The organism is Neobacillus sp. SuZ13 (genome assembly GCF_030123365.1).
In the GTDB taxonomy this organism is placed as follows: domain Bacteria; phylum Bacillota; class Bacilli; order Bacillales; family Cytobacillaceae; genus Neobacillus.
The window spans coordinates 1,124,694-1,138,844 of sequence record NZ_CP126107.1; the positions used below are offsets into that span (position 1 = coordinate 1,124,694).

General features: G+C 38.5%; 12 protein-coding genes. All 12 read left to right on the plus strand.

What is annotated here, in order from left to right:
* The first annotated feature begins 118 nt into the window (after window positions 1-118).
* The 12 genes from QNH17_RS05335 (at window position 119) to QNH17_RS05390 (ending at window position 14,091) form a co-directional block, all read left to right on the plus strand.
* Window positions 119-934: an AraC family transcriptional regulator gene (locus QNH17_RS05335; protein ID WP_283877752.1), complete on the plus strand. Its 816-nt coding sequence runs from the start codon at window positions 119-121 to the stop codon at window positions 932-934.
* A 289-nt stretch (window positions 935-1,223) separates the two neighbouring features.
* Window positions 1,224-2,399 (plus strand): substrate-binding domain-containing protein, encoded by a 1,176-nt coding sequence (locus tag QNH17_RS05340; protein WP_283877753.1) that lies wholly within the window; start codon window positions 1,224-1,226, stop codon window positions 2,397-2,399.
* Between the two features lie 446 nt (window positions 2,400-2,845).
* On the plus strand, window positions 2,846-3,853 hold the full coding sequence (locus QNH17_RS05345) for a LacI family DNA-binding transcriptional regulator (protein WP_283877754.1): 1,008 nt from the start codon (window positions 2,846-2,848) through the stop codon (window positions 3,851-3,853).
* A 417-nt stretch (window positions 3,854-4,270) separates the two neighbouring features.
* Window positions 4,271-5,506, plus strand: coding sequence for a Gfo/Idh/MocA family protein (locus QNH17_RS05350; RefSeq protein ID WP_283877755.1), 1,236 nt, complete (start codon window positions 4,271-4,273; stop codon window positions 5,504-5,506).
* Window positions 5,503-6,474 carry a sugar phosphate isomerase/epimerase family protein gene (locus QNH17_RS05355; RefSeq protein WP_283877756.1) on the plus strand — a complete coding sequence of 324 codons (972 nt, stop codon included), beginning with the start codon at window positions 5,503-5,505 and terminating at the stop codon, window positions 6,472-6,474. Before QNH17_RS05350 ends, QNH17_RS05355 begins: the two co-directional genes overlap by 4 nt.
* A gap of 83 nt (window positions 6,475-6,557) precedes the next feature.
* Window positions 6,558-7,835, plus strand: coding sequence for an MFS transporter (locus QNH17_RS05360; RefSeq protein WP_283877757.1), 1,278 nt, complete (start codon window positions 6,558-6,560; stop codon window positions 7,833-7,835).
* Window positions 7,836-7,874: 39 nt separating this feature from the next.
* Window positions 7,875-8,168, plus strand: a complete 294-nt coding sequence (locus QNH17_RS05365) for a putative quinol monooxygenase (protein ID WP_283877758.1) — start codon at window positions 7,875-7,877, stop codon at window positions 8,166-8,168.
* 108 nt (window positions 8,169-8,276) lie between these two features.
* Window positions 8,277-9,077 (plus strand): SDR family NAD(P)-dependent oxidoreductase, encoded by an 801-nt coding sequence (locus QNH17_RS05370; RefSeq protein WP_283877759.1) that lies wholly within the window; start codon window positions 8,277-8,279, stop codon window positions 9,075-9,077.
* Window positions 9,078-9,598: 521 nt separating this feature from the next.
* Entirely contained in the window at window positions 9,599-10,420 is an 822-nt protein-coding gene (locus QNH17_RS05375) for a sugar phosphate isomerase/epimerase family protein (protein ID WP_283877760.1), read from the plus strand.
* 66 nt (window positions 10,421-10,486) lie between these two features.
* Entirely contained in the window at window positions 10,487-11,674 is a 1,188-nt protein-coding gene (locus tag QNH17_RS05380; RefSeq protein ID WP_098576285.1) for a levoglucosan dehydrogenase, read from the plus strand.
* A gap of 147 nt (window positions 11,675-11,821) precedes the next feature.
* Window positions 11,822-12,805, plus strand: coding sequence for an ROK family glucokinase (locus QNH17_RS05385; RefSeq protein WP_283877761.1), 984 nt, complete (start codon window positions 11,822-11,824; stop codon window positions 12,803-12,805).
* Between the two features lie 173 nt (window positions 12,806-12,978).
* Window positions 12,979-14,091, plus strand: a complete 1,113-nt coding sequence (locus QNH17_RS05390) for an L-dopachrome tautomerase-related protein (RefSeq protein WP_283877762.1) — start codon at window positions 12,979-12,981, stop codon at window positions 14,089-14,091.
* Window positions 14,092-14,151 lie beyond the last annotated feature (60 nt).

Below are 14,151 nucleotides of genomic sequence, written 5' to 3' on the forward strand. Positions count from 1 at the left end.
GTGATTAATTTACTAATTGTATAGGCAAGTGAGGCTTCGGGGTGAAACACAGGCGGTAAGTGCTGCTGGTTCACCCTGTATTTGCAAGGTGATTATTAAGTAAAAGGGGAGATACAACATGGGAAAGTCCTCTATTTTATTAAATACTCTTCAGTTTATCTCTGCCAAAGAAATCAATGAAACTAGTCCTAATTGGTTTAAAGAACATCGAGAGACAAATTATATAGAAATTCTTTATATGCAAGAGGGGTGTGGAGAATTTATTTTTGAAGATAAACCTTTTATTGGACAAGAAGGGGATATGATCATTTTTAATCCATTTAGTACCGTGGTAGTGAGAACATGTACGGGAAGCCCTTTAAAGGCTATTTCCATTTGTTTATTAAATGTTCCTATAAAAGGAAACCAGCGTTTAATTGATTCCAGTAATCACACTATTATACGTTTACAGGAGGAAAAAGACGAGATTAAGCATTATTTTCAAACCATTTTACGTGAATATGACAAGAAACATTCCGAGTATCAAGATGTGATTACCTCCATATTGCAAACCGTTATTATTAAAATCACTCGACTGCTAAAAACTGCTCGTGAGCCATCCATTTCTGAGATGAGCCTTAAAGTAAGAAAATATATTGAACAAAATTTTAGTCAAGAGTTGACTCTAAATATACTAGCAAACTTAGTTTATGTTAGTCCCTATCATTTGGCCCATGTATTTAAAGAAGAGGTAGGACTGCCGCCCATACAATACCTAATCCAGTGCCGTATTCAGGAAGCAAAACGTTTACTGAAGCATTCGGACCTTTCTGTGAGAGATATTGCCGCGATCATAGGATATGAGAATCCTAATTATTTTAATTTACTTTTTAAAAAAATTACAGGAAGTCCGCCAGGGAAATATAGAAAGAATGGAATAGTAGGTAGAGAATAATTCTTTTTTAAAAGTACCTTTTCAAAAAGCCGCAAGAATATATAGTTTTATCCGCAAAATTATTAATTTTCTATCCTATTAATTTAATGTAGAATAACAACTAAGAATATTTTATGTAATGGATTACATTTTTGTTTATGTAAAACAGAGGTAATTCTAATTCTTAACAACTAAAATGTAATCGATTACATCCAAATGAGGTGATGAATTTCTCATAAAACTATTTAAGATTGTAGTAATTTTTAAAAGTATAAAGTCAAAAATTCCAAGAAATATAAGGGGGCTAATTATGAAAAAGTTACTATCTATTATGACTATGATTCTATTTATTACTAGTATTGTACTTGTCGGGTGCGGCAAGCAAAGTGAGACTAGCAGCGGAAGTAACCCAAAAGAGGAAACAAAAACAGAAGAAACAACCGCCATTTCCGGTCCAATCACCATTAATCAAGAGATCCCTGACCAAGAAATATTAAGTAAAGGTCCGGGGGGAGAAGCAGCTGTTTCAGCAAAAACATTGCAGCTTACGGAAGAAGAAGTACAAAAGATCAAAGAAGGAAATTACAAAGCTGCGATTGTTATGCACTATGCTGGGAATGACTGGGCAACCGCTCAAATCGATGGCTTAAAGGCAACTTTTGCAAAAATGGGAATTCAAGTGGTTGCTGTAACAGATGCCCAGTTCAAAGCTGAAAAACAAGTATCCGATATCGAAACGGTTTTAGCTAAAAAACCAGATATTATCGTTGGTATCCCGGTAGATCCTGTTTCAACTGCCTCCGCTTTTAAGAAAGCAGCAGATGCAGGAGTGAAAGTCGTGTTTATGGATAATAAACCTAACGGATTAGAAGCTGGCAAGGATTATGTAAGCGTAGTGTCTGCTGATAACTATGGCAATGGTGTTCAGGCAGCAGAGATAATGGCGAAAAAGCTTGGTGGAAAAGGAAAAATCGGTGTGATTTATCATGATGCTGATTACTTCGTAACAAAACAACGAACAGAAGCCTTTGAAAAAACAATTAAAGAAAAATATCCTAAAATAAAAATAGTTGAGCGAGGCGGTATCATTGGTCCTAACGATGGTGAGAAGGTTGCATCTGGAATGCTGACCAAAAATCGTGATCTTGATGGAATGTTTGTCGTTTGGGATGTTCCAGCTGAAGGTGCTTTGGCAGCAGCGCGTACCGCTGGAAAGAAGGATTTTGTCATTACGACTATTGATTTAGGGACAAACGTTGCTTTGGATATTGCATCAAACGGTTTAATTAAAGGTCTAGGTGCCCAGTTGCCATATGACCAAGGAATTTCAGAAGCGGTTTTAGCGGGTTATTCTTTACTTAGTAAAGAAGCGCCAGCCTATGTAGCTGTACCTGCGTTAAATGTAACGAAAGAAAATGTATTAGATGCCTGGAAGCTCGTTTACCATCAAGAGGCACCAAAGTCTATCCAAGGTGCGGCAAAATAACTATAACTGAAAAATTAAGAGGATGATCAAAATTCTAGAGCCTCTTTTATTAAAAAAACTCCTTATTTGTCAAATAAGCAGTCGAAGTCTACTTTTGGTAAAAATTTAACTCTCATATCACGTAAAAAAAGTCCAGTCAGGCATGAGCAATTCTTCATAAAGAAGGATTGCCTTTTTGCGTTTGCATAGGGAATCCATTCATCTAAGCACCCTGGTTTAACTGCTTCCGTTAAACCAGAGTGGTGCTGAAGCAAAAGGATAGTCGTTTTTACAGACAATAAACTTAAAGATTTAAAAAAGGTAAGGAATAAAAGTGTTGTGTCTACTAACTATAGAGATGTGTAAAAACATGATACCGTTTTATGGCTGATTTACGAAAATTATTGTAATTCCTTATGTAATCGATTACAATAAATGTAAACGAACACTGAAGGGGAAAGCAATACATGGTTAGAATTGCGGATGTTGCAAAAATGGCAAATGTTTCAACGGCCACAGTATCCCGAGTCATTAGTAATGCAGGGACTGTAAAAAAAGAAACAGCTGAAAAAGTTTTAGAAGCCATAAAAAAATTAAATTACCAGCCTAATATGCTGGCAAGACAATTAAGAAGATCTGAAACCAAAACAATTCTAGTGGTGGTTCCTGATATAACCAATACTTTCTTTTCTGCGGTGCTGCGCGGAATTGAATCCATTGCCATCGAAAACGGATATCAAGTACTTCTAGGAGATGCGCGAAACGATGTCGAAAGCGAAACTAGTTTTTTAACGATATTAGGTCAAAAAAAAGCAGATGGATTGATATTATTAACTGCAAGGACCGATCAAAAAATATTAGAAGATTTATCTCAGGATTACCCTGTAGTATTGGCGTGTGAATACTATGAGGGTTCCAAGCTGCCTACGGTCTCCATTGATAATGTTAGCAGTGCAAGAAAGGCAACTGAATATTTAATTAGCTTAAACCACAAGAGAATTGGACATATTTCCGGACCCTTGAATATTGTAGTTGGACGAGATCGATGCAGGGGGTTTCATCAAGCAATGGCGCAACATGGCCTGTCTGTGGATCCAAGTTTGGTACAGGAAGGTGAATTTTCTTTTGAAAGTGGATTTAATTTAATGATGAAATTTTTGTCACTAGAGAATCCTCCTACAGCCCTTTTTGCCGGTAATGATGAAATGGCTATGGGCGCCATTAAAGCCGCTAAATCTAAAGGTTTAAGAGTGCCAGAGGATTTATCTGTTATTGGCTTTGATGATATTCAATTTGCATCGATTTTTGAACCTGCTCTAACAACCGTGGCACAACCAACGTTTGATATGGGTCAAAAAGCGATGCGTCTACTGTTAAAATTAATTAAAGATGAAGAAATAGAGAAAGATCAATTTATTCTTCCTGATAAACTCATTGTCCGTGAATCGTGCAAAGAACTTACCGTAGAAGAGTAGTTTAGCCTATTCCTGTTAGAATTAAAATAATGAAAAACAAAAGGGGAGTGAACTTAATAATGGTTCACTCCCCTTTTGTTTTTTATTGTTAGGGGACCAGCATTCTATTGGTTCTAGATCAGTTTTTATCATTCTGATTAAAAAAGAATCGAGGAAGTTTTAAAAAAATATTGAATTCTATACTGTAATCGATTACAATTAGGGTGTCGAAAAAAAGAGTAAAATATTTTAGTCCTAAGTGAAAAGGTATTTTATTCTGAAAGGTTATTTCTTAATTTAAAAGTATGAATAAATTCAAATTTTTTCGACGAAAATGTAATCCATTACATTTATAGAGGTTTGAAGGATAGATAAATTATATATTTTCTAGGAATAAACACATATTTTTTTGTAAGTTAGTGTAATCGATTACACCAGATGACTTCTACTCATTCTTGGGTGAATCGAAAAGTTCGATTGGAGGACGGAAAACAAATGGAAAAAATAAAAGTAGGAATCATCGGGACAGGTTTCATTGGCCCGACACATATTGAAGCAATCAGAAGACTTGGATTCGTGGAAGTCGTAGCATTAGCCGAGACGAGTCAAGAACAAGCGGAAAGAAAGGCAGCTGAACTTGGAATTCCGAAAGCATATGGAGATTACCTTGAAATGCTGCGTGACAGCGAAATTCAGGTAGTTCATAATTGTACCCCAAACCATGTGCACTTTGCGATTAATAAAGAAATTATTTTAGCAGGTAAACATGTGATCTCAGAGAAACCGCTTGCGATGAATAGTGAAGAATCAGCGGAATTGTTGGCGTTGGCTCAAAAACAGGGTGTTGTACATGGTGTGAACTTTAATTACAGACAGCATGCGAGTGTGCAAAACCTGCGAGCTAAAATTGCTAAAGGTGACCTTGGGAAAGTGAATTTGGTTCACGGAAGCTATTTGCAGGATTGGTTACTATATGAAACGGATTTTAACTGGCGTTTAGCACCGGAAGTCGGCGGAAAATCTCGCGCAGTAGCAGATATCGGGTCTCATTGGTGTGACACCGTTCAATTTGTTACCGGTAAAAAGATTGTAGAAGTATTTGCTGATTTAGCAACGGTCATTCCAGTTAGAAAGAAAGCAATTGGAAGTGTGGCCACTTTCAGCACACAAAGTACTCAAGATGTAGAATATGAAGATGTTTCAATCAATACAGAAGACTATGCATCCGTACTAGTTCGTTTTGAAGATGGATCAAGAGGAGTCTTCACTGTTTCACAAGTAAGTGCAGGCCGAAAAAATCGTTTAAGCTTTGAAATCGATGGCAGCAAGAGCTCTGCTTACTGGAATCAAGAAGAGCCAGAAAAATTATGGATGGGGCACAGAGATAAGCCGAATGAGATCCTTCTTGCCGATCCGGCACTGTTCGCACCTGAAGCAAGATCAGCGATTCATCATCCAGGAGGTCATAACGAAGGCTGGCCAGATGCACTGAAAAATATGATGTTAAATTATTATACGTTCATTCGTGATGGTAAAGATCCTTTAAAGGATCAAGCTAATTTTGCTACATTCGAAGACGGTCATATTTCGATGGCTATTACCGATGCCATTTTAGAAAGCCATGAACAGCAAAAATGGGTGAAGGTTAGTGCAAATAAGGAGGCTTTAGTGTGAAATTAGGTGTGTTTACAGTTCTATATCAAAATCTTCCTTTTGAAGCCATGTTAGATAAATTAGCCCAAATAGGGGTAGAGGCCGTTGAGTTAGGAACCGGTAACTATCCGGGGAATAGTCATTGTAATCCCGATGAATTGTTAGGGAATACAGATAAAATCAAATCGTTCCGACGGGCGATTGAAAGCAGGGGACTAACCATCAGTGGACTAAGCTGCCATGGCAACCCTCTACATCCTAATGTAAAGGCTGCCAAAGAGGCGCATGATGTATGGAGAAAAACGGTTTTACTGGCTGAACAGTTAGAGGTACCAGTTATCAATGGTTTCGCTGGATGTCCAGGGGATCATCCGGGTGCCAAGTTTCCGAATTGGGTGACCTGCTCTTGGCCTCCAGAATATGCAGAAGTTTTAGAATGGCAATGGAATGATATCGTTATTCCGTACTGGAAAGAAGAAGCGAAATTCGCTGAAATGCACGGGATTCATCAAATTGCTTTCGAAATGCATCCGGGATTTGTTGTCTATAACCCGGAAACACTACTAAAACTAAGAGAACATGCAGGACCGAACATCGGAGCTAACTTTGACCCAAGTCATTTGGTGTGGCAAGGAATTGATCCAGTTGAGGCCATAAAAAAACTAGGCCGTGAAAATGCGATCTTCCATTTCCATGCAAAAGATACCTATTTAGACCAAGCTAATATCAAGGTGAATGGTGTTCTCGATACGAAGCATTACAGTCAAGTATTGGATCGCTCATGGACCTTCCGCTCAGTGGGCTATGGCCATAACGAAAAAATGTGGAAAGATATGATCAGTACACTTCGTGCAGTAGGGTATGATTACGTGGTTTCCATTGAACATGAAGATATGTTGGCGTCTATCGATGAAGGCTTAATGAAAGCAATTACACTGTTAAAAGGAACGTTGTTTAAAGAGCAATTATCGGAAATGTGGTGGGCTTAAGGAAGCCCAGAGACGGTTCTCATGCTTCCGAAGCATGAGAACCGTCCCCCCGCACCCAATTAATAAAAATAGAGGTGTTAAAAATGAATACGCTTGTAGGTCAAGAACGTACTTTAGGCGGACTGCCAATGGGAGTCGTTTGGGGATTTGTTGCAACGTTAATTTTTATGGCCGGTGACGGTCTCGAGCACGCATGGTTGTCTCCCTATCTGATTGAAAAGGGATTGACCGTTCAACAATCAGCCACTCTTTTTGCGGTTTATGGAGCCATCTTGGCTATCGCATCTTATTTTTCTGGTGTACTCACCGAGATGTGGGGACCTAGGAAGGTAATGGTTATCGGTCTTGTTACTTGGTTAATCGGTCAGGTACTATTCATTGAATATGGTTTAAAGTTAAACAATTACGCTATTATGCTCCCGACTTATGGGATTCGTGGTTTAGGTTATCCTTTATTCTGTTACTCTTTCTTAGTGTGGGTTACTTATCGCAGTCCAGAGCGGATTTTGGCAACAGCTGTAGGATTATTTTGGGCAGCGTGGAGTGGCGGGCTCTATGTTGTAGGAAGTTATTTCCCTGCTTACATGCTTCCGAAGATCGGATATATCGGGTTATTGTGGAGTGCTGTAGCTTGGGTGTTAGTCGGAGGAATTGTTGGTCTTATTGTAGTAAAAGGTGATGTAAAAAAGGAACAAAAGGGAGATCCAAAGGAAAAGCTAAAGAGCTTAATGAGTGGATTTACCATTTGTATCGAACAGCCGAAAGTGGCGATCGGCGGCGTGGTTCGGATTATCAATTCAACAGGGATCGGTTCACTGCCAATCTTTTTCCCAATGTACTTGAAGTCCAATTACGGATTCACAACTGAACAGTTTTTACAAATGTGGGGAACGATGTGGTTTGCAAATATTATTTTTAACCTAATCATTCCTTACATCAGTGATAAATGGTTAGGCTGGCAAAAAACGATTCAATGGCTTGGCAGCTTCGGTATGGGCGTCATGTTACTCGTCTTGCTTTACACACCTGAAGTATTTGGCAGCAGTTTCTTGGCCTTGAATATTGCAGGTATTTTAATGGGAATTGTGCTTTGTGGTTTCGTGCCACTTTCAGCTCTAGTAGCATCTCTTGCTCCTGAGAAAAAAGGATCAGCAATGGCGATTGTAAGCTTTGGTGCAGGAATGTCCTACTTTATCGCTCCAGCAATCGTTGGGTTATTTATTGGACTTATCGGTGCAAAAGGGGTTATTTGGATCTTCGCAGGCACGTATTTCCTTGGTGCGTATTTAATGAAATTTATGAAACTTCCTTCCGAAAAGGATAATAAAAAAGAGATTTTATTAGAAAAACATGCAGGTTAATTATTTTTAAAAAAATTCGCTCATTAAGGGGGAAGAACAATGATTATCATTCACGCAAAATTGAAGGTGAATGCGTCTTATCGTGAAATATTCTTGGAAGAGGCAAGGCTTGTAACAAAACCGTCTCAAGCGGAGTCCGGAAATATTAGTTATCAATATTATGAAAATCCAGAAGAGGCAAACAGCTTTATCTTTGTTGAGAAATGGAAGGATGAAGAAGCGATTCAACTCCATGAGGAAACCCCTCACTTTAAAAGATTCATAAATGCTGTTGAACCCATAGTTGCTGAACCTATCCATGCAGAATTATTTGAGGCTTCAGTGAAAAATTAATTTTAGACAAATATAAGGATTAACTCCGAGCTGTGTATCAGCTAGAGTTAATCCTTATTTGGTAACTACAATTTTATCAGGTTTGTATAGAAAGGAATGGATGAAAAAATGAATCTGGAATTAAAAAATAAAACCGCACTTGTGACTGGAAGCAGTAAAGGTATTGGGAAAGCAATTGCCATGGCGTTTGCGGAAGAAGGTGCCAACGTTGTAATTTGTGCACGCGGCGCGGAATTGTTAAATGAGGCGTCGGCTGAAATCGAAAAAAACGGAGGAAGTGTTCTTGCTATTCAAGCCGATTTAACAAAACAAGCAGACGTCGACCATCTTGTTGTTTCTGCTATTGATCGTTTTAAAACCGTCGACATCCTCGTTAATAATGCGGGGATTGCAAGTGGATTTGATGACTTTGAATCATTGGATATAGACGAATGGCAGCATATTTTTGAAGTCAATCTTTTTGGAACGGTACGTGTAACTAAAGCAATTATTCCTTATATGAAAAGAACAGGATTTGGCCGCATTATTAACATCTCATCAGAATCCGGCATTCAACCAGACGCATTCATGCCTCATTACAATGCCTCTAAAGCAGCACTAATTAATTTTACAAAAAGCTTATCCAAGGCATATGCTGCAGAAGGAATACTTGTCAATACGGTATCGCCTGCATTTATCATGACACCCATGCTTGAGGACCTGTTGAAGGATAATGCCAAAAAGCTGAACATCAGTTATGATGAAGCAATCCAGCAATTTCTTAAGGAAAATCGTCCGCATGTTGAAGTGAAACGGCCAGGGACGGTGGAGGAAGTTGCTTCAGCTGTTGTGTACCTTGCTTCAAAAAAGGCTTCTTTTATAAATGGTGTCAACCTTCGAGTTGATGGTGGCTCCGTTGCAAGTCTCTAATCTGAATGCTTTAACTATGGATCATCATCAACATCTTGAAAAGCTGGCATAGGTATCGCTCATGAAATTCGTAACCGATTGAAGGTTGTAAAGAGATTTATTCATGTTAATAGTATAAAAGGAAAGGGAACAACTTTTACGATTTCCATTCCTCCTAAGCTTATAGTGAACAAATTGTGACAATATAAAATTATAGGTTGCATATTTAGGTGTAATCGATTACAATAATTCATGTAAGCGATACAACATCTATTATTCTTGTCTGATGATAGTAATGGCTAGAATTAAATAGAGATTAATTCATTACTTCCTTTTAAAAAACAGCAGTCATCTTCATACAAAAATGTAATGGATTACATTGTGCTAAACCGTAAATAGTGGATTAAATCTTATTATTATTGAAAGTTTAGAGAAATTTTTAAAAGAAAATGTAATCGATTACTATAATTAAAGGTGAGTTGCTCGGTTTTTATAGGATGAAATATGGCACACTAAATTCCAAAAGATATGGAGGTAATCAAATGAAATTAGGTTATCAAACAAATACTTGGGGCGGCGTAGTAGGTCATCCAGCAGGTGTGACTTCTATTAAAGACTCTTACTACCTTGCTTACGGATCTACAGAAGAGGCGTTAAAGGATATTGCCGAAGCTGGCTATGATGGCTTTGAAATCTTCGACGGCAACTTAATGGAATATAAAGATAAAAAAGATGAGTTTTTAAAATTGATGAATGAGCATTCTTTAACTTTGGTGGGTGTTTATACAGGCGGGAACTTTATTTTCCCTGATATTTTAGAAGAAGAATTAATAAAAATCGAAAGTGTAGCGGCATTCGCATCAGAAGTAGGTGCAGAGCATCTTGTGATCGGCGGCGGAGCAGTACGTGCAAACGGGATTCTTGAAAGTGATTATACCGCTCTTGGTAATGCGCTTAATAAAGTAGTAAAAATTGCTGAAAAATATAATCTTGTTGCAAGTTATCACCCTCATTTAGGAACGAATGTTCAGGCTCCTGAACAACTAGATAAATTAATGCCATTAACAAAAATTAATCTTTGCCCAGACACAGCTCATATCGAAGCAGGCGGTGGAGATCCTGTGGCTGTTATCAGAAAATATGTGGATCGTATCAAGTATGTGCATTTCAAAGATTATGCCAATGGAGATTTTTTACCATTAGGTAAAGGGCATCAAAAATTTGATGAAATGGTTAAAGCATTAGAAGAGGCAAACTATGATGGCTGGATTACGGTTGAGTTAGACAGCTACCCAGATCCAAAACAAGGGGCTAAAATCAGCCGCAGTTATTTAAATCAATTTGATAAAGTAAATCAAGCATAAACGTTTCATCCATTAGGAATATCAAACTTTTTAAAAATAAGAAGATAATAGTGGGAGGATACTAAGATGAAAAAATTAAACGTAGGTATGATCGGCGGAGGATTTATGGGTAAAGCGCATTCACTTGCATATGCAGGAATGCCAATGTTTTTCTGGCCAGCACCAGCAATTCCTCATCGCCATACAGTAGTTGACGTTAACGAAGGATTGGCTAAAGATGCGGCAGCAAGATTAGGCTTTGACAACTATGCGACTGACTGGAGAGATGTTGTTAATAACCCAGAAATCGATGTCATCGACATTGTTACTCCAAACAATACTCATGCTGAAATCGCAATTGCAGCAGCAAAAGCAGGCAAGCATATTATTTGTGAAAAGCCATTAGCATTAGGCGCTGAACAAGCGAAGGAAATGTTAGAAGCAGTAAAAGCTGCAGGTGTAAAACACGCAGTTGCTTTCAATTACAGAAGAACACCAGCTGTGGCTCTTGCGAAAAAATATATTGAAGAAGGAAGAATTGGTAAAGTTCTAAGCTTCCGTGGAACATACTTACAAGACTGGTCTGCTGATCCGAATTCTCCATTATCATGGCGCTTCCAAAAGAAAATCGCTGGATCAGGTGCTCTAGGTGATATCGGTACACACGTGGTTGATTATGCTCGTTACCTTGTGGGCGAAATTACAGATGTAAATGCAATTACAAAAACATGGATTCCTGAAAGACCAATTCAAACTGGCGGCATCGACAAGTTAGGTACAGTGAAAGCTGGAGGCAATGATGTCCCAAAAGCAGCTGTTGATGTAGACGATGAATTTATCACCATGGTCAAATTCGATAATGGTGCAATTGGAACAATCGAAGCAACTCGTAATGCACATGGCCGCAACAACTTCCTAACTTTTGAAATTCATGGTGAAAAGGGTTCTCTATACTTTAACTATGAGCGCCGTGATGAGCTTCAAGTTTGCTTTGCTGATGATCCAAGTGATGCAAAAGGCTTCAGAACTGTTTACTCAGGACCAGCTACTCCATACGGTGAAGGATTATGGCCAATCCCTGCTCTAGGAATTGGTTATGGTGAAACAAAGATCATTGAAACATATGATTTCTTTAAAGCAATCAGTGAGGGTACTGAATTCTCACCTAACTTCAATGATGGCTACCAGATTGAATTAATCGCAGATGCAATTCTTGAATCTGCTGAAAAAGGTCAATGGGTTAATCTTGAAAAAACGGCTGCGGCTGTAAAATAATGAGATAGGCAGAAGCGCCCATTAGTTACTGGGCGTTGGAGCTAGACAATTCTCAAACTTAACAAGAGGCTTCTCAATCGAGGAGCCTCTTTTGTAAACATGGCGCTTTTCGAAGTGGGATAACTTAAAGGAAATGAGTGAATGGTTATGGAAGAAAGATGGTTAGTTGGTGTTGATGTAGGTGGGACCACGGTTAAAATGGCTTTTATCAGTTTGCAGGGTGACATCATATATAGTTGGGAGATCGATACTGATCTAAGTAATAAGGGCAAACACATACCTGCATCGATTGCAAGAGCGATTGATCAAAAGTTAGTAGAATTAAATCAAACAAAAAATCAGTTAGTCGGAATCGGAATCGGTGCGCCAGGCCCTGTGAATTCGGAGGATGGTTCCGTTGAAGTGGCGGTTAACCTCGGCTGGGAACGATTCCTTTTACAAACCATTCTTGAGAGGGAAACCTCTCTGCCGGTTGTTGTCGACAACGATGCAAATATAGCGGCAATCGGTGAAATGTGGAAAGGTGCGGGCAAAGGGGCTAAAAACTTAATTTGTGTTACTTTAGGAACAGGTGTTGGTGGTGGAATTATCGTTAATGGTGAGGTTGTACATGGGGTAAATGGATCCGGTGGTGAAATTGGCCATATGACTTCCGTACCGAAAAACGGAGCCCCATGTAAATGTGGGAAATCAGGATGTCTGGAAACGGTAGCATCAGCAACAGGAGTTGCCCGTTTGGCAATGGAGAAATTAGCTTCTACCAACGAGACTAGTATATTACGAAATTTTAATGATGGACAGGCCCTGACTGCCAAGCGTGTTTTTGATGCTGCAAATGAAGGGGATGAACTCGCCAACAGAGTCATAGGTGATGTTGCCTACCATTTAGGGTTGGCCCTTGCTAATTTAGCAAATGGCTTGAATCCTGAAAAAATCGTTATTGGAGGCGGAGTATCAAAAGCTGGAGATACATTGCTGAGACCTCTGAAAGAGGAATTTATTCAATTCGCTTTTCCGAGAGTTGCACATGGTGTCGAGATTGTTATTGCCACACTAGGCAATAACGCAGGGGTCATTGGAGGAGCTTGGCTGGCGAAAGAGAAGTTAATTAATAAGTTAGTAATTCAATAATGCAAAAGGCTTCCAGAAATTATTCTAGGCCTTACCTCTAACAGTTTTTATCATGATTGTTCCAAAAAAATTAGTCAAAGTTCAGCTTTTTCTTACCTTCGATCACTTTAAAACTTATTAAGAAACATGCACTAGAAAAAATATAAATCATATATAGGTGATATCCCGTTTGAATGCTTGAGGAGGATATTAAACCTATGTTACCTACTGAAAAACATTTCGGTAATTTAGAACTAGTTTATGCATTTTATGGAGCTATGCCTACAGGTGTTACTGTTTCAGAAACCGGTCGTATTTTCATTTGCTTTCCGAAATGGGGAGACGATGTTAAATTTACGGTGGGGGAAATTGTTGAGGATAAATTGCAGCCTTATCCTAATTTACAAACCAATTTGGTTAATCCCGAGAATATCACAATGACTTTCATCAGTGTTCAAAGTGTAGTTGCTGATGGAAGGGGAACGCTTTGGATATTAGATACAGCAGCACCTAATTTTTCTGAACCTATTATAGGGGGGGCAAAATTAGTCGCTGTTGATTTAGAAACCAATACAATAAGAAAAGTATATACCTTTACAGAAGATGTAGTCCTGCCTACAACTTATCTGAATGATGTCCGTTTTGATTTTCGTGTTGGAAAAGCAGGTTATGCCTATATAACGGATTCTTCTTCAAGAGGCCCAGGAGCTATTATCGTCGTAGATTTATCAAATGGAAACGCGTTTAGACGGTTAAATGGGGCAAATTCAACTTCACCCGATCCCTATTTTTTACCGAAAGTAGAAGGTCAAATTTTAATGAATCGAAACCAAGACGGTTCAACTTCTCCATTTAGATTGGCTTCTGATAGTCTTGCGATTTCTCCCGATGGAAAGATATTATTTTTTGCTCCACTAACCAGTCGTCATTTGTTCTCGATCTCAACAGAAGCCCTGAGAGACAGAACAATACCGGATATGGATTTAACTTATCATGTGGAGTATTGGGGAGAAAAAGGTGCGTCTGATGGAATGATCACCGATGCAAAGGGAACTGTTTATGCTGGTGATTATGAAAACAACAGTATCCGTAAAATATTGCCAAGTGGCATAATGGAAACTATCGCACATGATCCGAGAATTTTGTGGCCGGATACTTTTTCAATTGGTCCGGATCAATATTTGTATGTCATTGTGAACCAATTACATCGACAGCCTAGATTTCATTATGGAAAAGACTTACGACAGAAACCTTATAGTTTACTTCGTATCAAAATTGATGAATTTCCTGCTCCGACATTTTCATAATAAAAATAGTCAATTAATTGTTTTAAATTATATAGGAACAGTTTATTTGTTGAGTGTTAA

Bases quoted from the DNA above. Each gene is read 5' to 3' on its own strand.
- QNH17_RS05360 (WP_283877757.1), top strand. From the start codon at position 6,558: ATGAATACGCTTGTAGGTCAAGAACGTACTTTAGGCGGACTGCCAATG.
- QNH17_RS05380 (WP_098576285.1), top strand. From the start codon at position 10,487: ATGAAAAAATTAAACGTAGGTATGATCGGCGGAGGATTTATGGGTAAA.
- QNH17_RS05335 (WP_283877752.1), top strand. From the start codon at position 119: ATGGGAAAGTCCTCTATTTTATTAAATACTCTTCAGTTTATCTCTGCC.
- QNH17_RS05345 (WP_283877754.1), top strand. From the start codon at position 2,846: ATGGTTAGAATTGCGGATGTTGCAAAAATGGCAAATGTTTCAACGGCC.
- QNH17_RS05350 (WP_283877755.1), top strand. From the start codon at position 4,271: ATGACTTCTACTCATTCTTGGGTGAATCGAAAAGTTCGATTGGAGGAC.
- QNH17_RS05385 (WP_283877761.1), top strand. From the start codon at position 11,822: ATGGAAGAAAGATGGTTAGTTGGTGTTGATGTAGGTGGGACCACGGTT.
- QNH17_RS05365 (WP_283877758.1), top strand. From the start codon at position 7,875: ATGATTATCATTCACGCAAAATTGAAGGTGAATGCGTCTTATCGTGAA.
- QNH17_RS05370 (WP_283877759.1), top strand. From the start codon at position 8,277: ATGAATCTGGAATTAAAAAATAAAACCGCACTTGTGACTGGAAGCAGT.
- QNH17_RS05390 (WP_283877762.1), top strand. From the start codon at position 12,979: ATGCTTGAGGAGGATATTAAACCTATGTTACCTACTGAAAAACATTTC.
- QNH17_RS05340 (WP_283877753.1), top strand. From the start codon at position 1,224: ATGAAAAAGTTACTATCTATTATGACTATGATTCTATTTATTACTAGT.
- QNH17_RS05375 (WP_283877760.1), top strand. From the start codon at position 9,599: ATGAAATTAGGTTATCAAACAAATACTTGGGGCGGCGTAGTAGGTCAT.